Raw genomic sequence first — 21,871 nt, forward strand, 5'->3', positions numbered from 1 at the left:
CATATTCATTTTTTATGCTTAATAGAATCATTGGGTTTTCTGTAAAGAATAAACTCATTGTGGCGTTGTTTACCATCGCCCTAATTATATATGGAGTTTTTGAACTCTTTAAATTGCCGGTAGATGCTGTGCCTGATATTACTAATAATCAGGTTCAGATTATTACTGTGGCACCCTCATACGGTGCAACTGATATTGAACGATTGGTTACTTTTCCTGTAGAACAGGCCAGCAGCAATATTGCAGGGATCAAGGAAATAAGGAGTTACAGCCGTTTCGGTTTGTCGCTGGTTACGTTGGTTTTTAATGATGATGTGGATGTTTACTGGGCCAGGCAACAGGTTTCGGAACGACTGATTGTAGTACAGGAATCCATTCCTGATGGAATAGGGAAACCAGAGATGGGTCCTATTTCCACCGGGCTGGGCGAAATTTATCAATATGTGGTAAGGCCGGAAAAAGGCTATGAGGGTAAGTATGACATCACTGAACTTCGCACCATTCAGGACTGGGTGGTTCGCCGCCAGCTGCTGGGCGTAAAAGGCGTAGCTGAGGTAAGCAGTTTCGGTGGGAAGCTCAAACAATATCAAGTCGCTATCAGTCCTGGCAAGTTGCAATCGCATGGAATAACCATTGCCGATATTTTTGATGCGCTGGAAAGTAATAACCAAAATACAGGTGGCGCCTACATTGAAAAACAATCAACTGTACTCTACATCAGGAGTGAGGGATTGATTGGCAACAAAGAAGATATTGAGAATGTGGTCATCAGGAGCAACAAGGATGGAGCGCCTTTATTGATCAGAGATGTTGCTGAAGTGGTGATCGGTGCTGCCACCAGATACGGCGCACTGACGTACAATAATCAGGGTGAAGTTTCTGGTGCTATTGTGATGATGCTGAAAGGCGCAAATAGCAACGTGGTAATTAAAAGCATCAAGGAGAAGATTGCTGAAATCCAGAAAACATTACCTCAAGGTGTGGTGATTGAACCATTTCTCGATCGTACCAATATGGTATCCAATGCGATCAGCACGGTACAGACTAATTTGCTGGAAGGTGCATTGATTGTAGTTTTTGTGCTTGTATTGTTTCTGGGGAATTTCAGGGCTGGTTTATTGGTAGCATCTGTGATCCCTTTGTCAATGCTTTTTGCTGTTATCATGATGAACCTTTTTGGAGTTAGTGGTAACTTGATGAGTCTTGGTGCTTTGGATTTTGGTTTGATTGTAGATGGAGCGGTCATCATCGTAGAGGCCGTCATGCATCAGCTTAGCCATAACAAACGTTTTGCCGGCCTGAGCATGCTTTCTCAGCAGGAAATGGATAAAGAAGTAAACAGTGCTTCCGCTAAAATGATGAACAGCGCAGTTTTCGGACAAATCATTATCCTGATTGTTTATCTGCCCATTTTTGCCTTACAGGGTATCGAAGGCAAGATGTTTAAGCCTATGGCTCAAACTGTTGCTTTTGCATTGCTTGGCGCATTTATCCTCTCTTTAAGTTACATCCCGATGCTGAGCAGTATTTTCCTGAGTAAAAAGATTAAGAGCAGGCAAAATTTTTCAGATCGGGTAATGGCTAAAATCGAATATCGATATCAATCCTTGCTCGTAAGGGCGTTGAGAATCCCAAAAATCATCATAAGTTTTGTGGTTCTTTTATTTGTGATGGCTGTTTTTCTGCTGAGCAGGATGGGTGGCGAATTTATTCCATCAATTGAAGAAGGTGACTATGCGGTTGAAACCAGAGTACTTTCCGGTAGTAGTCTGAATACCACAATGGAAAATGTACAAAAGGTTGCAGGAATTTTAAAATCGAGGTTTCCGGAAGTCATTAACGTCGTAACCAAAATTGGTAGCAGTGAGGTGCCCACCGAACCCTTACCGATGGATATGGGGGATATGATCATCAATTTGAAACCCAAATCGGAATGGACAACGGCTAAGTCTTTTGATGAACTCTCCGAAAAGATGGGCGCAGCGGCTACCGAAGTTCCGGGTGTAACCACCAGTTTTCAGTTTCCGGTACAGATGAGGTTTAATGAGCTGATGACAGGCGCCAGGCAGGATGTGGTGTGCAAGATTTTTGGAGAAAACCTGGATACGCTTGGGATTTTTGCCAAACAGCTGGGAAATCTGGTCAAAACTGTAGATGGGGCTACAGAATTGTATGTGGAGCAGATTACCGGTACACCGCAGATTGTGATTAAATACAACCGGGCAGCCATCGCCCAATACGGTTTGAATATTTCGGAAATCAACAGGAACATTAATGCTGCTTTTGCGGGTCAAAGTACAGGTTTGGTGTTTGAAGGGGAGAAAAGGTTTGATTTGGTAGTTCGCTTGCAGCACGATCAGCGAAAGGACATCCAGGATGTTCAAAATTTACTGATTCCAACGCCAGCAGGGATACAAATTCCTTTAAACCAGGTGGCTTCAGTGACCCTCGTAGATAGCCCAAGCCAGATTCAGCGTGAGGACACAAGGCGTAGGATATTGGTTGGTTTTAATGTAAACGGCAGGGATGTGGAAAGTATTGTGGAGGAACTTCAGGAGAAAGTAGCCGCCAAAATTAAACTGCCCACAGGTTATACGGTGAGCTTTGGCGGATCGTTTGAAAATTTAAATGAGGCGAAGTCACGCTTATCTGTCGCTGTTCCGGTGTCATTGGTACTGATATTTTTGCTTTTATATTTCGCTTTTAATTCCATCAAATATGGCTTACTCATTTACACCGCCATTCCGCTTTCGGCAATAGGCGGAATTTTTCTGCTCAGCATGCGGGGTATGCCTTTCAGTATCAGCGCCGGCGTAGGTTTTATCGCACTTTTTGGAATTGCCGTACTCAATGGAATTGTACTGGTCGCAGAATTTAACCAGATCAAAAATTCAGGGGAAACTGATTTGAGAAAAATTGTAACCAAAGGTACAGTTACCCGTTTAAGACCCGTACTGATGACCGCTTTTGTAGCCTCACTTGGTTTTTTGCCCATGGCTTTAAGTAATGGCGCAGGTGCATCGGTGCAAAGGCCTTTAGCCACGGTAGTCATTGGAGGATTGATGATTGCCACGCTACTGACTTTATTTGTACTACCTGTTCTTTACATTGCCTTTGAAAAGGGAATCAAAGCAAAAGTTGTGAAACCTGTTATCGTCACGATTTTAGCTTTGATGGCTTTTTTACCGGCTGGCGCTCAGCGAAAAATTTCTGTCAATGAAGCCGTGGAAACCGCGGTGGCGAATAATTTATTGATCAAAAACCGATACTTGAGGGCAGAACAAGCCAAACTGCTCATTAAATCAGGAAGCAATCTTCCAAAAACTATTATTGGGGCGGAGTATGGAAATTTCAATAGTCCACTTACTGATGATAAGTTCAGCATATCCCAAAGTTTCAGCTTGCCGTCCGTGTATAACAGGCAAACAAAGCAGTTGAGCGAGGAATGGAAGGCGATTCTGCTGGAGGTTGATGTGAAAGAGGCGGAAATTAAAAAAGTCACCAGGGCTGTATTTTATGAACTGTTGCTGATAGCTGAAAAAAGCAAATTGCTAAAAAGGATGGACTCGGCCTATACTGCATTTTTAAGGATTGCCACGCTGCGACTTAAGGCAGGGGAAACCAATATGCTCGAAAAGGCATCTGCGGAAAATCAGTTGTCGCAATTAAAGATACAAGAGAAAAATCTTATACATGAAAAGGAATCACGAACACGCGAACTGATGCTCCTGATGAATACTGAAGAAAAACTTATACCTGTTTCGGACAAATTAAAGCTGGAGGTACCACAAGCTGACAGTTCGACTTTGGCCTCACATCCTTATTTGAATTGGCAGCGCCAGCAGGAAAATGTTGCAGCTGCATCCCTCAAAGCGGAAGGTGCAAGGCTCTTGCCTGACATTTCATTGGCCTATAATAATATGAGCCTGCAGGACGGCATTCTTTATAACCGCGGAAACCGGTTTCAGTCTGTGCAGCTTGGTGTAGAAATTCCAGTTTTCGCAGGTGCCCAACGGGCGAGGATAAAATCGGCCAGAACACAACAATTAATTGCAAAAAATGATACGGATTATCGAAGGAAACAACTTCATACAGAGTTTGAAAGTGCAATAATGCAGGTAGGGCAGTATGAGGATATTGTGAATGAATATGAAAAGACCGCGTTAAAAAACGCTGTTGCCGTAACGCTTACATTAGACAGGCAGCTCAATAATGGAGAGATTAACTATCTGGAGTGGACGATTCTTAATCAACAATCTTTACAGGTGCAACTCGATTATTTCGACGCTGTAAATAACCTGAACAATAGCATTATTAATTTAAATTATCTTTTATCAAAATAACAATGAATTTTAAGTTATATCAACGGTTTTCTATCCTTGGAGTATTGTCTGTATGCCTGTTTGCTTGTAATAGCAAAGAAGACAAAGTAACAGCGGAACCTCAAAATAGAAATGGTGACGTAGTGTATTTGAATGCAAAACAGGCCAAAAACATCAACCTGGAAGTTGGCGAAACGAAATTACAAGAGGTGAGCAATGTGCTGAAATTAAGTGGGCAAATAGATGTTCCACCTCAGAATCTGGTTTCAGTTAGCATCCCTTTGGGTGGTTACTTAAAATCTACAGACATGTTGCCTGGAACTAGGGTACGCAAAGGACAGGTATTGGCAATAATGGAAGATCCGCAGTACATTCAACTCCAACAAGATTACCTGCGGGCGAGTAACAGACAGGGGTTTGCCATTAAAGAATATGAACGCCAACGCGAATTAAACAGTACGAAGGCCAGTAGCGACAAGGTGCTTCAGCAAGCAGAAAGTGAACTGAAAGACCTGAATGTCGAAACCGGTGCATTGGCAGCAAAGCTGAGCATGATTGGAATCAACAGTAGGACTTTAACGGCTAGAAATATTTCGCGTACCATCAGAATTTATTCTCCTATCAATGGTTATGTTAGTAAAGTAAACATGAATATTGGCAAATATGTAACCCCTTCAGATGTAATGTTTGAGCTCATCAATCCTCAGGATATTCATTTAAACTTAACGGTTTATGAAAAAGATCTCGATAAGGTTTCCATCGGACAAAGGGTAACTTCATACACCAATAACAACCCGGATAAGAAGTTTAACTCCAGTATTATTTTGGTTAGCCATTCATTAAATGAAAACAGAAGTGCCGAGGTACACTGTCATTTCGATCTGGATGATAAAAGCCTGACGCCAGGTATGTATATGAATGCTGAAATTAAGCTGAATGCTAAAAGAGAAAAAGTGATACCAAATGATGCCATCGTGAATTTTGAAAACAAGGATTATGTGTTTGTTAAAGAAAGCGATTCCAGTTTTCGTATGACTCCTTTGCAAAAAGGCATATCAGAAAATAACCAAACTGTAGTTGGAGGGGGGCTGGATGGGAAGAAGGTCGTGTTGAGAGGTGCTTATTCGCTATTAATGAAATTAAAAAATACAGTTGAATAACTTTCATAAGAGGAATTATGGAAACGTCCTCGATGCTAAGTGCTATTCAAATTTTTAGCTTATGTGAAAGAATTTGGATAGTACTTACATTGTTTGAACAGCTATAAAACCGGTGTTTGGTCTAGGTAATTAGATAACCAAAAATGTTATGAGGTATCTGGATTTCACGATTGTACAATATCTTTGCACTTTCTAAATTTTTTAAATATTTAATGTGCTATGTTTTGAAACGCTCATGAATTACATCTAATAATTTCTGAAATATTTAGGTCTGATAAGGCTGGGGTTAAATATTTTAGATTTAAAACTACTTTACATATGCTTTTTGATTTTTTATCGGATATATGTTGAATTCAGCGACAGGTTTTTCTTCCATTGAGACTAAATTATTGTAACATTTTTTAGCGCTATTAGAATCGATCAGCAAGACTCAAACTCTTTATGCTATTAGTATTTGGTTCCGGAATAACAAACTACGCATGAGGTGTCAGGTTAACTCGAATGGTAGTTATTACGGGTCATAGAAATGGCATTGTGAGGTTCGCAAAGATGAAGTAAATCATTAAACAAATGGGAGGAAAGATTCACTAAACTAACCAGTTTTTGATTCCGCTCAATCCAGATCATTTGCTATACTATGCATAACGAATAGACAAAATATAAATAAAAAATTATAAATTAAACATAGCGAATGTGCAAACGTCCATGGCAATTCTGCCGGAAAACTAAACTTTTCAATTTGAAGTAATTTGCACATTGATCTAGTGTTACTGAATAAAGTACTGAATTGTTAATTGTTATTTTTTTTCCTGTAGGTAAAGTTTTTTCTGATAGAGAAACGAAGCCAGCTGATAGTATGAAATCGTCTCATTGGTTAGCTTTTTATCATTAGAAATTTTTGTAGACCCACCTGTTTTGAAATCCGGACGAAACGTATTTATTTTTTTGTTCGGATCAAGTACTACTAGTTTGCCATTTCGCAGGTACCCAAGACTCTGATAAGTGCTGATAAATGCCCTTTGTTCCGTATCTTCCATTCTTAAAACATCATGGCCAAAGAACTTACTTCGATAGCTAAAGTTCAGGTACCCGAGAATAGTGGGTCCAATATCAAGCTGTGCGGTAAGCTTATCAAATTTTGATGGTGCAATATGGCCAGGCGCATAAAAAATCATTGGAATATGGTATTTATCTACCGGCAGTTGGACCTTTCCTGCACTGGATGCGCAATGGTCCGCCACTACGACAAACAGCGTATTTGAAAACCATGGCTTTTTTCTGGCTTCCCTAATAAATTTTCCAATCGCGTAGTCCGTATATTTCACCGCACCTTCTCTACTTGTTTTGGAGGGAATGTCTATCCTTCCTTCAGGATAGGTGTAAGGGCGATGATTGGAAACGGTCATGATCTGTGCAAAAAAGAGTTTCCCATTTTGATAGTCTCTGTCCAGTTCGCGTATCGAAAGTGTAAATAAGTCTTCATCTGCTACACCCCAGATGTTGGAGTAATGTATTTCAGAATCATTCAGTGCACTTCTATCGGTTACTTCATAGCCGTTATTGGAAAAGAACTCTGTCATGTTATCAAAATACCCATAGCCGCCATAGATAAATCTTGAATGATATCCTTTGGAACGAAAAACGCTGCCCACGGTAAAAAGGTTTTGGTTATCCGGACGTTTCACAATTGATTGTCCTGGGGTTGGAGGAATACAAAGGGAAAGCGCTTCGAGTCCTCTTACCGTGCGTGTACCGGAAGCATAGAGGTTGGTAAATAGCATGCCAGCTTTTGCCAGGGTATCTAGTTCAGGTGTGATGTGTTGATTATTGCCAAAGCTTTCCAAAAATTCAGCACTTAAACTCTCCACGCTGATCAGCGCCACATTCATTCTGTTTTCCCGCTGTTTATGCTCTATCATTCTTGATGTATAGCTATATCTTTTGTTATCTGGTGTTTTACCGAGGATGGGCTGGATGATAGACAGTACCTCTGATATCGGTAACGTTTTATAAAATGTGTTGTAGTCAAGCTGGTTATTCCAAAAAGCGAACCCAAAATCATACATGCCATTACCCGACAGCTCATTGACATACTGATTGCCGCTGAAGTATTTCCATTTATGGCTTAGACTAAAATAGATCAGAACGGGCAGGGTCAAGAGTAAAATCGCGTATAAACTTCGTTTTTTGAATCCTTGCTCAACATAGTTTACCGGCCATATCAATTTTCGGAGTAGGAATAGTAGTGCCGCAACAAGCACAATCATAATGAATAGTATAGTATTTATCGGATAGGATTGACGGATGTTTCCAATAACCTCTGTGGTGTAAACGAGGTAATCTACGGCTATGAAATTATATCTAACTGAAAACTCTTCCCAAAAGAAACATTCTGATACGGCGTTAACTAGGAGCGTAAGTAGAGCGACAAAGAAATATGCAAACAGCAATATCTTGCTGGCTTTTTTACGATACCACCTGGTTGGGAAAATCCACAAATATACAATGATCGGTATGGATGCGAATGAAGCAGCTGCGATATCATATAAAAATCCTAACAGGAATATTCTCACGACATTGGCTATTGACCAGTCTAAGTTGTGAGCAGAAAATATCATCAGTGCGATTCTGGTCATTAGAGAAGCAGTGCACAATAACATCACTGCAAGAAGTACAGGTGAGAACCTGTGACTAAAAAATTTTAGTATTTTCATCATCAACGAAACAAGAGATTTCTAGAGCTATCTGAATCAATTTGCACGAATGTAAGGCCCAAATCTGTAGCAATTCTGAAGGCAAATCTCCGAGACGGTTCGATGATCCTGTCAATTTAAGGTTTGAAAAAAAAATATTTAAAAAAACCGACCAAAAGAAGGCTAATAAGTTTCCGTTTTTATCCTAATGATCATTACCGGGCATGACAGCGGTCATTAGTTTTCTTTTTTGCGGAATCTATCTTTAATCAAAAATATAAGAGCTATGAAAAGAATTGCTGCTGTTTTTGATGGCTTGGACTTTGCAGGATCGACCATGGACTTCGCTATCGGGTACTGTAAGAAATCTGAGGCGCACCTGGTGGGTGTTTTTCCGGAATCTTTTCTTTATCATGAGTATGATTTTGCTAAACTGCTTGGGAAGAACGGCATTTCCGCAGTAAAAATCAGGCATGCCGTTATGAAGGAGGCCGAAAAAAGGGCTAGGTCACGAAAGCTGTTTGCCGATGGATGTAAAAAGGCAAAGATAAGTTATTCCATTAGCCACCCCGAGGGTATTACTATTGACGAGGTGTTAAAGGAAAGTACTTTCGCCGATATGATCCTCATCGCTAAGGACGAAAGGTTCAGCACCATAGGGACACAGCTGCCTTCAATCTTTACCAGACAATTGCTTTCAGATTCCAGATGTCCCGTACTGCTCCTTGATGAACGCATTGAAAATCCCGGCCGTGTTGTACTTCTCTACGACGGCAAACCCGGATCGGTATATGCCATCAAATTGTTTTTTTCACTTTTCGCCGCAGAACAGGATACATCTACAGAAGTCCTGTATGTTACAAGTTCAGATCAGAAGGCGGAAATTCCGGATTTTGAAAAAATTAAAGCCCTGGTGGAATGTCATCGCCCGGGTGCAATTTATACCTGCATATCCGGGCCGGAGAAGCAGTCAGTCATCGATTACGTGCAGGGACTTGGTCCGGGGACGCTGACTGTAGCGGGCGCATATGGTAGGGGAAGTACATCACGTTGGTTTATACCCAGCATAGCAGACGGCCTGATTACCCAATGCAAGTCTTCGCTGCTGGTTGCGCACAACCGGTAAGGAAGAGGATGCCCCGATATTTCGGAAGATCTGCTACAGAATAAGAACCTTTAGAGATGAATAACTTCAGATACTCATTTTTTTATTCTTGATTCTTGCCCTATCACAACCCTCTGCCGCCGGAGCGCAGCACGACAGTAGCAGGCAAACCCTGGATAAATTCACTTAGGGCCCATGACATTGCCTTTAGGTAATATCATAGGGGTGTATAAACTTCTTTTCGGGAGCGCTATCCAGATTGATTTTCCAGTCAAACAGAGGGTTGTCTTTTTGACCGTAAATACAGCCTATAAGGTGCTTATCCGGGAGAACAAAGCATCTTCAACCCTGAAAAATCCAAAGATCCTGCCACTGAATATGGGCTTAAAATTTTTACCCGGTGAACAGATCTATTTACGGGTTGACTTGGGGGGCTCCATTGTACTTAATAACACGCCTGCTTCTTTTGACAGAACGGCGGTTGGTCTTCTCTAATGAACTGGGTTAACGTGTAGCTATTCCTGGAAGGAATATTGCAGAAGCAGGGCTGGTATTCTATAGAAATGCCGCCGTTGTTGTTGATGGGACTTCATATAGTTTTTTTGGGATAAAGCTGTCGTTTGGCCTTGCGTATTAATTTATATCAGGTATTGATCAGATTGTATTTGGTGGTTATCGGGATCTGAAAATTTCTCAATGAGCTGTTCTCAAAGCGGCCGCTGTTCATGACAAGCACAATTTTATAGAAAATGAGCTGCAGATGCAAACCCAGGTTTTCCGCTCTTTCTAAAGCCCATGTAAAGTGTGGTCAGGGCTCTGCCAATTGAAAATGTTTGTGATATGGTCAACCTGAAAACATACCACAGGGTTTTTGCGAATGATGGAAATCTTTTTCCCATCTACACAATTTGCAATGATTTTCTCTCTATCGTAATAATAGTTTATCGGGACAATATACGGAGCGCCGTTATTACTGCCTGTAACCTGACTGCTCATAAGGTTTTCGATCTGCTCGTCGTTTGGTTCTGGTAACATCGTGTTTTGACGTTCTGGGTAAATGACATCTTCTCAATAAGGCTTTCATTGTACAGCTAAAAATTATTCATGCTTGGCAAAAACCAATATGGGTATCTTTGCATAAAATGAATACTGTTCGGCATTGGAGGGAAAGAGGAGTTTGTCAAAACCGGAGCGGCCGTGATGGGAGAAAAGCGCAAGAATGGAGTTATGCCCTTTGTTTATGGTTCTGTCGATATCTTCTATTATCGACCGTTCTATGTTGCGTTTAACCTGGATGAATGTTATCGGATAACTATATTTTTCTCTCACCCTCAACTCAAGTTCCGCAGGGCTACCCATCCCTTCAAACGGTAGTTTCATATAAAGCATCTGGATTTCTGCACCCAGGGGAGATGCAAAATCAACCAGATCCGGCAGCTCGCGCTCAATATCCTGAAGGTCTGTTGCATAGATGACGTTTTTTATATTCCTGTGGCGGTATCTGCTGGGCACTACGATCACGGGGATTTTGCAGCTGGCCAACAGTCTGCTGGTATGGGTGCCGAAAAGTTTTTTTAGCGTGCCTGCTCCGCGGGTAGCAATCAGGATATACTCGAATTTCTCTGTCCGTGCATAATCACTTAAGGCGTCAACTACCTCCGTTGAATTAAGTACCACAGATTTGAACCTGAAAGGTTCCAGATCGATGGAATGGCAGATTGCAGAAACAAAGGCGGCGAGTACTCCGGTGAGCTTATTCATCCTCTTTTTTAAAAACCTGCCATAAGCCTCCTGCGTCCAGCTAAAAGGTTTGGGGATATTATTTACCTGTACTACACTTAAGGCACAGCCTTTAAGTTTAGCCAACCGCAATGCCATACGTACAGCTGACTTTGAATTGTCAGATAAATCAGTGCTTACCATAATTTTTTTCACCTTTTTTTCCTGGTTTTTAACGCAGCTTCTTTCTCCCTTTTAAAGTGCCCCGGATCAACATCAATTTCAGGAGTTTATCTCTATACTTTGATGATTTATATCATGTCCCTCAATGATCCTGATCTGAAAAGATATGCGCAAAAATCATCACATGGTCTATCTTCATTTTAATTCCAAAGCCTTAAAAAAGAATGGTGTGTTTTGAAGTATACTCGATAGCGGGTTTTTCTCGGATTACAGAATGGGCATCCTTTAATTTCCCTTGCCGAAAATTTGCAGCTAGTATTGCGGCCGATGAGCAAACTCATAGCAGTTAATGACGGGTATCAATCAAACCCGGTTTCAGGCAGGTTAACTTTATATAAAAAACGTTATGTCAGTCACAGAAAATTTAAACAAAAAAGAGATAGGCTCCATGGTACAGGATTTTTGGGATTCTGAATTCTTTGATGAGCTTAATGAGCCAAAGAAGGCCGTAAATGTTATAGAAAGGGATACCAAATTCAAAATCGAGGTGCTCGCTCCCGGGTTTCGGAAAAAAGATTTCTCTATAAATGCTGAAAACGGGGTACTCAATATCCTTGCCGAACACGAAGCGGGCGATGAGGAAAATTATCTGAGAAGAGAATTCTCTCGCTCATCGTTCTGCGGGGCGTTCAGCCTTCCTGAAAATGTTTCTCCCGAACATATAAGAGGCAAATACAAGGATGGTATTCTCTCATTGACACTCAGAAAAACCGGTAAGCTTTCTTCAGTGAAAAAGCATGTCAAGATTTTCTGAACATCCAATAATTTAAGCCAGCTTCAGCTAAAAGGCAGATAGCCATTGAATGATAGTTATAATATAGCTTTGATATCCAGATACCCAAAATGAACAATCAGCGCAGCTTCCGGTCTTCCGGTAGCTGCTTATTTAGGGGTTTGTTTGCACAGGGTGCGCAGTTTTGTAAAGATCTTTTTTCGCTGCGAGTAAGCAATTGGCACATAGGCAAAAGAAATATTTAAAGTATCTTCATTGATACATTATGCCCGGACCGAAGATTAGTTGTGCATGTGTCTTAATTTATCGATCTGTTCTATATGGATTACACTATCTGCAATGCTGATGAGCTGTTCATCCTTGAACTCACCAAGCATTCTGATCATGGACTCCTTGGCAACACCTGCAATAGCTGCCAGATTCTCCCTTGTCAAGTCAATTTCGAAGGTTTGCTGCTGTTGGGGATTGTATTTTTCATAAAGGGTGACCAGTGTATCTGCAACCTTTTTACGCAGGGAGTTATATGCAGTGGCCAGTAGATGTTCCTCACGTTCAATCAGATTTTTTGCGAGGACAGAAATGAATTTTTTCATCACCTGTGGGTTACTGCCCATCAGTTGCTCAAACTCAGCGCGGGGAATCACCGCAAGCTCGGTATCTTCTAAAGCCTCGGCCGATTCTTTGTAATTTCTCCCCTCAAGCAAAGGCAGATACCCAAAAAAATCACCCTGGTTATAAAGCCCCATGATGAGTTCCTTTCCATCCTGGTTCCGTTTGTAGGTCTTGACTTTTCCTTTACTCAGATAAAATAACTTGGAAGGAAGGTTTCCTTCAGTATAAATAATCTGTTTTTTCTTGTAATGGTTCTGGGTGCGGTTTTCTTTGAGCAGATCAAGATGGTCTTTCCCACCGTTAAGGGTGATAAGCCTGTCCATGCCGTTTATTCCTGTAACAATCTCTTCCCTTAGGGACATCGACCTACGCAACCGCCCGTCTATGGCATTGATTACATCGGTTCCGTCGAAAGGCTTTATAATATAATCATCCGCGCCCATTTCCATGCCTTTTCTCACCTCAATACGTTCAGACTTTGCTGTAAGGAAAATAAAAGGGATGTTTGCAGTTGCCTGGTTTTTTTGAAGCATGAGCAGTACGCCGTAGCCATCCAGAATGGGCATCATGATATCGCAAAGTATTAGATCGGGCCTTCGCTGAAGCGCGATTTCTACACCCTGCTTTCCGTTTTCAGCCTGGTCGACTTTATAGTTGGCCAGCTCAAGGATCTCTGAAAGGTTCTCCCTGATGTCCTGGTTATCCTCGATAACTAAAATCCTCTTCATAATTCGGTCTGGTTTGTTTTTACAAATTCTATAGTAAATTCCGTTCCCGATCCCAGTTCACTTTTACAGGAAATTTTTCCGCCCATTAAATCAACATATCTTGATACAATATGCAGCCCCAGGCCCGTACCCTGGATATTGTTGGCATTGCTTCCGCGAAAAAACCTTTCAAAGAGATGATGCATATCCCGCTCAGGGATGCCTAATCCCTTGTCACTAATTTTAATGGTTATCTGGTTTTGGTCAACTGAACTGCATATATCAATGTGGCTGTCTTCAGGGGAGAACTTGATGGCATTGGAAAGAAGATTGATGATGATGTGCTTGAGCATGACCTGATCTAAATACACACAGGTTTCTCCCTGATGAGAAACCCGGATGAGGTGGCCTTTCTTTTTCAGGGTTTCAATTTCAGTAATAACGTTTTTGATATAGTCCGCTAGCTCAAAATTACTGTAATGTGGTTCTGCCTTGTTTTCCTCAATTTTCTCAAGGGATAGAAAGTCGTTTAATATATCGGTCAAAGACTGTACCATGGAGGCTATCCGGTTAACATGGCTTTCCCGCCTTTGCTGCTGATTTTCAGTGGTATATTTTGATATCAGATAGGCAGAAGAGAGTATCGTACTCAAAGGGGTCCGGAATTCATGGGAAGCCATTGAGACAAACCTGGACTTGAACTCACTCATCTCCCTTTCCTTTTTCAGGCTCTGGAGAATTTCTTCTTCAGCTTTCTTACGCTTAGAAATGTTCATCGCAATCCCGAGATAGCCCTCGATATCCCCGGTTGCTGTATGCATCGCTGTTATCGTAAGTGAGGCAGGAAAACGGCTCCCATCTTTTCTCAGGTATTCAATTTCCCATTCATTCACCAATCCTAGATCAGTTTTTATTTTTAGGGCCTCAAAGTCGGCAGCAACAGTTAATTGAATTGATTTGGTAAGTTCGTCGGCACTTTGCTTAAGTGTTTGGGCAGAATGAAAGACTGAGGGACTAAGTTTATCGATGATTTCTTCGGCAACATATCCCAGCTCCCGCTCGGCAGCTGGATTGAACATCTTTATCGTTCCGCCTGAATCGGTAACATATAGGATTACCTCTGCATGGCCCCAAATACTCCGCAAAAAAGTGTTTGCCCTGTTGAGCTCGGCATCCTTCAGCTCGGTTTCAGTGATCAGCTCCGCTAACTGCTTTACCGTGCTTGTCAGTGAGCGTGTCCTACTTAAGACCTTGGCCTCCAGCTGTTCGTTTAAGTCTTTAAGCTCCAGCTCCGCTTTTTTTCTTGCTGAGATATCACTTATAAAACCGATGACAAATTTTCCCTGATCTGTCTGGTAACTGCTCAGGCTAACCTCGACGGGAAATTCAGTTCCATCTTTTCTACGTCCGAAAAGATCGAGTCCCAGTCCCATAGGCCGTGACCTGGGCTGTTTGATATAGCCCTCAACATGATGCTGGTGCCTGTCTGTAAACCTGCTCGGAATAAGATCTTCAATCGGCTTTCCGCTAAGTTCCTGCGGACCATAGCCAAACTGTTTTTCTAAAAATGGATTGGTAATCACAATATGCCCGCTATCATTGGCAACAATAATACCCATGGAGGCATTGTCAAATAAGGGGTCGAAACCAATTCCCGTGGTTTTGTTCATCTTTTGGTTGAAAGACATATTAGCCTACATCATAAATATACAAAAATTAATCACCGGGATTCCTGTGAGGTGTAAATCGTCCGCTCATACACAGTTTTTATTCAACTGATGATATGCAGATAGCTACTAATAGCTAAAATTGTTTCTTTTTTTTACACTAATTAATGATAATGATCATTCGGGTAAATGACGGTTGTCATATTGTTTTTGAAAGGGATTTGATTTGAGCGAGCTACCACCATTACTTAGTTTTTTTCCGGGGTGGATGAAGCAATGATTTAATCGGCTTCGAAATCGTATAGGCAGGATCAAGCCACCAGGTTTAAAACTGTAACTATGCTCCATCGCCTGCAAGCGGCCCACATGTCGGTTTCCAATGTTCAGGCAAGACCAAGATGGCCCCACGGTGCTTTTTAATAATTGCATGGCAGTGAGAGGAATGAAAAATCTCATGAAGCAACCCATGGGTCCTGTTGACAAGAAGTAAAAGATTATCTTTAGATGGAGGAAACATACGGTCGATTTTATGTGTGATCGAAGCAGATTTTAAAATATTAAACGGTATATCACTGAATTTATCTTTCCGCAAGGCACGCTGAAAGGATACTATACGATCTTCTTCGTTAAAATCAGCAATTAGCCCTGGACTCTCCAATACGTAACTGAGCGAAACACTGGCCTTGAACGCTTTGCGGATCTTATCAATGGATTCAAGCAGCGTGATGTCCTTCTCATTGAGGTCGGAAGCGAAATTTATCCTGCATCTGTCCGGAAGGAATTCACTGGATGATAATATAAGCAGCGGACAATCGCTGTTTCGCATGGCAATATGGATATGGTTTGCAAAAAGAAAATTACTTTTATGTGCTTTGTGCCTGCCCATCACAGCGAGTACGACTTTTTCGCCCTGCTGGATGTCGTATAGTATCTCAGATATCGGGGCAATGGTGTTTATCGTGTGGATTCTGATACAGCCTTGGCGGGTTTTCATTAGTTTTAAAAGTCTTTCCTTTTCTTTTTTAAGCGAAACTGCAGCCTTCTCCTCAATTTCCTTATAGTCCATTTTTAAAGGTTCAGCGAGAATAATTTGGGGCAGGTGATAGCTGTGCAGCAGCAGTAGCTCAGCCCCAAAATGTTCCGCAATCCCTAGTGCAGTTTGAGCCGCAATTTTAGCGGCTCTGGAAAAATTGGTCATGACCAATATTGTTTTCATCTGGCTAAGCTAGGGGAAGGACCTTGTTTATTTGATGACCACGGTCAGCTCCGGTAATAATCCTGCCCATGGCTTCTGTAATTTTTTTTCCAGTATCATCGGTACCGCTGATTTCCCTCACCTGCTCCAAAATTTGGTTTTATCAGATTTATCTATTCAAAATAGAATAGTTGTTATGTATAAAATATTGATTGCCACAGATTTTTCTAGGGCAGCAGCTTCTGCGGCAGATTATGCGCTACGGATAGCATGCTCATGCGGAATGAACCTTTCCATTGTTCACATCTACTCGGTTGGCTTACCAATGGTAGCAGAGGAGACCACGGTTTCACAGGACAGCTTATATGACCTTGCCGAAAACGATTCATTAAGAAGATTGTCTTCACTGGAGGCGAAACTTAACCAAGATGCAGAGCAGTTGTGCAATGATGGGTTTAAGCCGCTTATCGAGGTTTTCTCAACAATCGGTGTTCCTGCGGCCGGTATAATATCCTTTTTCAACCAGAAGGATATGAGTATAATTGTCATGGGGATCAAGCCTGAGGAAAGATATTTGGGAACTTTGCCCGGAAGTACGATCCGTAAGCTGATCAAATGGACCAGTGTGCCCGTGCTGCTTGTTCCCATGAGCTTTCCTCCTGTACCGATCCGGCAGATTGTTTTCGCTACTGACTTGGGGGATAGTGAGATCACAGCACTTGATTTTTTAGCTCAAATCGCGTCTGCTTATCATTCAGATCTGCTTATTTTTCATAACAGGAAATCCGCTGAGGAGGGACGACGGTTCCTGCGGAAAGAGAAAAGATTTCTGGACAAGGTAGCACAGGCAATTGATTACCCTAAGGTTTTTTACAGGCACAAACAAAAGGATACAATTGAGGAGGCATTAGCGGTTTTGGAAAAAGATAGTGCAGCGGATATGCTGGCAATGGTACACAAAAAGCACAGTTTGATAGGAGAACTCCTCGGGGGAGATAAAACTTTAAAAATGATTTCCAGGACCCGGGTGCCCTTGATTATATTTCCCCAGGGCTTCACTACCAGCCCCGGTCCCGCCAGCTTAGGCGAAAGGCAATTGCATAATTAAACGTTCCGGGGAATTTTATTCAATTACCGGCAAACGCGTTTTTACCGGGCTGACCAGGGTTCGCGGTATTAAGGAATTAGGTTTTTATGAGGCAGGTGTTTACAATAATAAATTTAATATCCAATCATTTTACAGCAAAAGCTGTTTCCTGTCTAAGGCAAGATTTCAACATAGTAAAAATAAATAGGTCAATGGTATGGGCATTTGTCAAATTGTATTATCATGATTTCTATAGATCATGGAAATGCCAGAGCTCCACACAAAGAGCCTTGAGATCAACTGAAGCACAAGCGATGCAAGAGTCTGCAGCACCGTAATAAATGTAGAGCCTTCCTGAAAATATTGCCGCCCCGGAAGGAAAACAGACGTTATTAACCTCGCCATCACATTCCCAATTTTCTTCGGGATAAAATAGCGGATAGGGCAGACGGGAGATTTCCCGCTCAGGATTGTCAAGCTCAAGCAGCGCAGCGGATGCACTGTACTGGTAGCCATCGGGTGTATCACATACCCCGTGATAGATCACCAGCCATCCCCATTCGGTCTCGATCGGAGGGCACCCGCCACCAATATAACTTACCTCGTGAGCGAACTTCGGACGAAGTAGGATATGTGTCTCAAAATGTTTTAGATAATCTTCCCAAAATGGCTTGTCAAAATCCGAAAGATTGACCCCACTCGCCAGTTGTATGTCCGGTTTTATCCTGTGCATGAGATATAGTTTACTATTGATCCTTCTTGGAAAGAAAACCAGGTCTTTATCCCAGACCAGAAGAGGTTTATTGTCCTTGGCAAGGGTCTTGTCATGAGCATACCTGGCATATTTTGGATTCAATACCCCAGATTGTTCCGCGAGCATTCTGAATGCCGGAAAGACAATTTTAGGGACAATGACGCCATAACGCTCAAAAGTCTCCAGGTCTGAAGATACTGCAACAGCACCAAGTGCATTCATTCCGTCGAAAGCGGTATAGCTTAAAAGATATGTGCCATCTATTTTTACCAGCCTGGGATCTTCTATTCCGGTACTTTCTTCTTCGCCTGAGGGAATTAGAAGTGGTGCTTTATCTCGCTGAATGATTTCGAGCGGGCCTTTAAATACACATTTACCAATTGTTGAGATGCCGGATGCATTAACGGCCCTGTACAGCATCACCATATTTTCTCCTTCCCGAAGTACTGCAGGGTTAAGTACCGCCCTGGATTCAAAGGGCTGATCTGTAGGGTAGAGCAGAACTCCTTCCTTCCGGATCTCTATCATTATTTTATGGATATGGGATTTATAGGCTATAGCCATATTTATAAAGTTATTCTGGCAGAGATGCCCGTTCAATGAGCATAATTAGTGGAGAGACTGATCCAAATCACTCCTAATGGCTCGGGCAGCAGTTTTTTAATTTTCCCGTCTTCCTAAAAAGTAATCTGTGTGATAATGGGATTTAGGTGATCCGCGCTTATTTTTTCTTTCCTGAATGTTTTAAATCATTCTTTTGACTAACCCAGATCATCTCCCGGCTTTCCCTTCAGGTATTAACTTTGGAAAAGCCCTGCATTATGGTGAATATAGCGATGGAAAATAAATGGACCATGGCAGATAATCTTGAATCGGTTTTACCGAAAAAAAGCAATAAGAAATGAAAAAAATCCTTGTTCCGACCGACTTTTCGGCCCCCGCTGAAAGTGCGGCAAAATATGCCATTTCCATGGCGAAGGTGTTGGATGCTCGGTTAACTATCGTTAATGCTTTTATCCTTCCCGTAACTGTATCGGAAAGCGGTCTATGGCCGGTTATCGATACTGCGGAGCTTGAAGGGATTATCGGTGGTGAACTCGACCGCATGGTCAACAAACTACTGGATGATTCCTGCTCGGATGAACCGGCCAATTGTCCTATGGTCAATTACCGTTGCGCTGAAGGCCCGGTACTTGCTGTGATAGAACAGATTTCCGGACAGATTGATCCTGACCTGGTCGTAATGGGGTTGTCCGGAGCGGGCGGGCTTGTAAATTTTATCTTGGGCAGTAACAGCATGGCGATTATAGAAAAAGGTGATCGCCCAGTACTTCTTATCCCTTTCGGTGCCCGATACCACGGGATAAAGAAAATCGTATATGTCGGGTCACTCACTCCGCAAGATATAAAACCATTGGTATACCTCTGTAAACTTGCATCATGGTTTAAATCTGAAGTCTGCGTGCTGCACATCATTGAGATGAGAAAGGATCTCAACAGCGGTATGCAGGCTATCGGTGAGGATTTTATCGGCCAGATGAGAATACTTACAGGCTACAATAAAATCCGTTATGAACCGGTCTGGAACAATGATATTGATCAGGGGCTGGAATGGATAGCGGAACAGGAAGATATAGACATTGTCTCGATGCTCCACAGGAAGCATAACATACTCGACAAAATATTCAGCGGAAGCAGAACCAAACGTTTTGCAAGGTATACCACTACACCCTTATTGGTATTTCCTCCAGACTATATTGAAAAAAAAGCATGATAAATTACGCCCAACCTTAAAAATACAAACCATGAAGATAAAATATACTTACCTGCTCATCCTCTCTCCTCCGGTATTGATGATGTATCCGCAATATCCCGGAAAATAAGAATATTGAACAACTCGTACAATCACTGCCCAGCTGGGACTGTTTTATGGCAGTGGATGGCAAAGATTCAGCTTTTTTAAAAATCAGTACCTCAGGAAAAAATGCGGTGAGCGGGCATCTTCGGATTCGCTATTCCAACCACAAAAAAAATGAGGGTAGAGTTACCGGTAGCTACCAGGGGGATACGCTTTTTGTTACCTACAGGTTTCGCGCGGATAAACCTGCAAATGCCGTTTTCACCAATCCGCTGCCGCTGTTGAAGAAAGGGGATTCACTGATCCTGGGAACGGGTAAAATCATGAAAAACCCCGGGCGCATTTATCTGGAAAAAAAACAGGGCATAGATTTTAAGCGCTGCAATTCCGCTTTTATAGTGTCAACTGCAATGAAAGATCCCCTGGAAAAGACTGCAATCAGGACGATTATCTAATTCTGGGGTATCAAGGACATGTTTTGACCCGGTCACGGTCTGTGCCGCACCGAAGGATGCAAGGTAGACACCGCTACTATTTTCTGTTGAACCGTCCGCTTGGGAATTAAAAGTATGTTGCATTGGCTTAATTTGATTATACTTCTAAAGCTAGTAATACCAGCCACCCGCTCAGCTGATCTGGGTCATATGCACTAATGATTGGCGTTAGCTGAAGTCTTCAGTTTTCTCTATAGCCTCTCTTTGACAGATCAACAATCATCATCACACATGACTTGGCTCATTTGGGCTTTAAGTACTTTTAGTGAATTTGGTGATCAGCCGAAGGGGGGTATATTGTTTTTTGAAATCCGCTGCAGACTTTGATTTGTCTCAGCGTTAAGCAAATAAAATTCCTGAAGTAATGGGAAAGTGTCTTGTAAAAATTAGGACGATGGAAATGAAAACAAATATGGGACTATTAGATAGGGCGTTAAGGACCCTGCTGGCAATTGCAATTTTGCTGGCATACATCCTTGGTATTTTTAATGCAAGTGCCGAGTTGGCGCTGATCAGTATTGCAGGTATATTGTTGTGGACCGGAATATTCGGATTTTGCCCCTTGTACATGGCCCTCGATATCCGGACCAATAGGCATAGGTAAAAAATTTCGCCCAAAGTTACTTTTATTAAAATCGTAGGCAATTAAATGATTCTGGTCGGGCTACTGCAAAAATATATACCGCTTATCCTGAAAATTTTCTTTCTACAATTTTCTCCATAATTTCAGGTAGTTCAAAGAGTGACCTGTACCATTTTTAATAGAATTGACCGCCTTTCATTTAACCAAAAATATGAACAGTAAATCCGAGATCGAATTTCTGGAAGGTCCGCATTCCAGAATAAAGGAATTTATTTTTGTCATTAGGACAATGGTCGATCTGGTGAGAGGGTTTAGAGGCCTCCATTTTGTTGGTCCCTGTATTACCTTCTTTGGTTCGGCGCGTTTTTCCCAGGATCATCCGTACTACCAATTTGCCAGAAAAGCAGCCTCCGTTTTTGCAAAGCTTGGTTTTACCATCATGACCGGAGGCGGACCGGGGCTGATGGAGGCGGCGAACCGGGGCGCAAAAGACGTAGCTGGCCGCTCAGTGGGTTGCAATATCTCTCTTTCCAGGGAACAGAAACCCAATATTTACCTGGATAGGTGGGTCAACATGAATCATTTCTTTACCCGTAAAGTGCTCCTTGTAAAGTACTCTTTTGCTTTCGTTGTCCTTCCCGGGGGATATGGTACACTTGATGAGTGTTTTGAGGCCCTTACCTTGATCCAGACCCGCAAAATCCATGATTTTCCGGTAATCATATTCGGAAAAGAATTTCACAAGAACCTATTGAGACATATTGCTGAAATGAGGGAGAATAGGACAATAAGCGAAGCTGATTTCAACCTTCTTCTGATCACCGACGATATTTCCCAGGCTGAAGAGTTTATCAAACTGCATAGCATCAAAAAATTCGGCCTTCAAAAAGTGAAAAAACACCGTCCCTTAAGCTGGCTGTTTGAGCGGCAATGATAGCC

The 21,871-nt window shown here is 42.0% G+C and carries 17 protein-coding genes; 10 read left to right on the forward strand and 7 right to left on the reverse strand.

Going from position 1 to position 21,871, the window contains the following annotated elements:
* Positions 1–14: 14 nt before the first annotated feature.
* A complete protein-coding gene (locus EA772_RS15790) occupies positions 15–4,343 on the forward strand; it encodes a CusA/CzcA family heavy metal efflux RND transporter (RefSeq protein ID WP_124914049.1) in 4,329 nt (1,442 codons plus the stop codon).
* Between the two features lie 2 nt (positions 4,344–4,345).
* Positions 4,346–5,482, forward strand: a complete 1,137-nt coding sequence (locus tag EA772_RS15795) for an efflux RND transporter periplasmic adaptor subunit (RefSeq protein WP_124914050.1) — start codon at positions 4,346–4,348, stop codon at positions 5,480–5,482.
* Positions 5,483–6,279: 797 nt separating this feature from the next.
* Here EA772_RS15795 and EA772_RS15800 read toward each other — a convergent pair.
* On the reverse strand, positions 6,280–8,118 hold the full coding sequence (locus EA772_RS15800) for an LTA synthase family protein (RefSeq protein ID WP_246833960.1): 1,839 nt from the start codon (positions 8,116–8,118) through the stop codon (positions 6,280–6,282).
* 343 nt (positions 8,119–8,461) lie between these two features.
* Here EA772_RS15800 and EA772_RS15805 point away from each other — a divergent pair, with 343 nt between their 5' ends.
* Together EA772_RS15805 and EA772_RS15810 are read left to right on the forward strand one after the other, a co-directional pair.
* The gene (locus EA772_RS15805; protein WP_124914052.1) at positions 8,462–9,301 is read left to right on the forward strand and encodes a universal stress protein; all 840 of its coding nucleotides are present in this window, start codon (positions 8,462–8,464) and stop codon (positions 9,299–9,301) included.
* 174 nt (positions 9,302–9,475) lie between these two features.
* On the forward strand, positions 9,476–9,775 hold the full coding sequence (locus EA772_RS15810) for a hypothetical protein (protein ID WP_124914053.1): 300 nt from the start codon (positions 9,476–9,478) through the stop codon (positions 9,773–9,775).
* A gap of 291 nt (positions 9,776–10,066) precedes the next feature.
* Here EA772_RS15810 and EA772_RS15815 read toward each other — a convergent pair whose 3' ends face one another.
* On the reverse strand, positions 10,067–10,315 hold the full coding sequence (locus EA772_RS15815) for a hypothetical protein (protein WP_124914054.1): 249 nt from the start codon (positions 10,313–10,315) through the stop codon (positions 10,067–10,069).
* Positions 10,316–10,378: 63 nt separating this feature from the next.
* Complete coding sequence (locus tag EA772_RS15820) at positions 10,379–11,215, reverse strand: universal stress protein (protein WP_124914055.1); 837 nt, start codon at positions 11,213–11,215, stop codon at positions 10,379–10,381.
* A 373-nt stretch (positions 11,216–11,588) separates the two neighbouring features.
* Between EA772_RS15820 and EA772_RS15825 the strand changes: the two genes are divergently transcribed.
* Positions 11,589–11,996 carry an Hsp20/alpha crystallin family protein gene (locus tag EA772_RS15825; protein WP_124914056.1) on the forward strand — a complete coding sequence of 136 codons (408 nt, stop codon included), beginning with the start codon at positions 11,589–11,591 and terminating at the stop codon, positions 11,994–11,996.
* 260 nt (positions 11,997–12,256) lie between these two features.
* Here the strand turns inward: EA772_RS15825 and EA772_RS15830 are convergent, their stop codons facing one another.
* The 3 genes from EA772_RS15830 to EA772_RS15840 all read right to left on the reverse strand — a co-directional run bounded on the left by EA772_RS15830 (position 12,257) and on the right by EA772_RS15840 (position 16,177).
* Positions 12,257–13,315, reverse strand: coding sequence for a response regulator (locus tag EA772_RS15830; protein WP_124914057.1), 1,059 nt, complete (start codon positions 13,313–13,315; stop codon positions 12,257–12,259).
* Positions 13,312–14,964: a PAS domain S-box protein gene (locus EA772_RS15835; RefSeq protein WP_168187579.1), complete on the reverse strand. Its 1,653-nt coding sequence runs from the start codon at positions 14,962–14,964 to the stop codon at positions 13,312–13,314. The genes EA772_RS15830 and EA772_RS15835 overlap by 4 nt, the downstream gene beginning before the upstream one ends.
* Before the next feature lie 334 nt (positions 14,965–15,298).
* The gene (locus tag EA772_RS15840; protein ID WP_124914059.1) at positions 15,299–16,177 is read right to left on the reverse strand and encodes a universal stress protein; all 879 of its coding nucleotides are present in this window, start codon (positions 16,175–16,177) and stop codon (positions 15,299–15,301) included.
* A 34-nt stretch (positions 16,178–16,211) separates the two neighbouring features.
* On the opposite strand from EA772_RS15840, the gene EA772_RS15845 reads away from it, so the two are divergent.
* Complete coding sequence (locus tag EA772_RS15845; protein ID WP_124914060.1) at positions 16,212–17,264, forward strand: universal stress protein; 1,053 nt, start codon at positions 16,212–16,214, stop codon at positions 17,262–17,264.
* Positions 17,265–17,493: 229 nt separating this feature from the next.
* Here EA772_RS15845 and EA772_RS15850 read toward each other — a convergent pair whose 3' ends face one another.
* Positions 17,494–18,597: a hypothetical protein gene (locus EA772_RS15850; protein ID WP_210405044.1), complete on the reverse strand. Its 1,104-nt coding sequence runs from the start codon at positions 18,595–18,597 to the stop codon at positions 17,494–17,496.
* Positions 18,598–18,898: 301 nt separating this feature from the next.
* On the opposite strand from EA772_RS15850, the gene EA772_RS15855 reads away from it, so the two are divergent.
* From EA772_RS15855 to EA772_RS15870, 4 genes are all read left to right on the forward strand, one after another.
* Positions 18,899–19,771 carry a universal stress protein gene (locus EA772_RS15855; protein WP_124914061.1) on the forward strand — a complete coding sequence of 291 codons (873 nt, stop codon included), beginning with the start codon at positions 18,899–18,901 and terminating at the stop codon, positions 19,769–19,771.
* 161 nt (positions 19,772–19,932) lie between these two features.
* Positions 19,933–20,310 (forward strand): hypothetical protein, encoded by a 378-nt coding sequence (locus tag EA772_RS15860; RefSeq protein ID WP_124914062.1) that lies wholly within the window; start codon positions 19,933–19,935, stop codon positions 20,308–20,310.
* A gap of 403 nt (positions 20,311–20,713) precedes the next feature.
* Complete coding sequence (locus tag EA772_RS15865) at positions 20,714–20,953, forward strand: DUF2892 domain-containing protein (RefSeq protein ID WP_124914063.1); 240 nt, start codon at positions 20,714–20,716, stop codon at positions 20,951–20,953.
* Between the two features lie 190 nt (positions 20,954–21,143).
* Positions 21,144–21,866, forward strand: a complete 723-nt coding sequence (locus EA772_RS15870) for a TIGR00730 family Rossman fold protein (protein ID WP_124914064.1) — start codon at positions 21,144–21,146, stop codon at positions 21,864–21,866.
* Positions 21,867–21,871 lie beyond the last annotated feature (5 nt).

The organism is Pedobacter sp. G11, from assembly GCF_003860265.1.
GTDB lineage: Bacteria > Bacteroidota > Bacteroidia > Sphingobacteriales > Sphingobacteriaceae > Pedobacter > Pedobacter agri.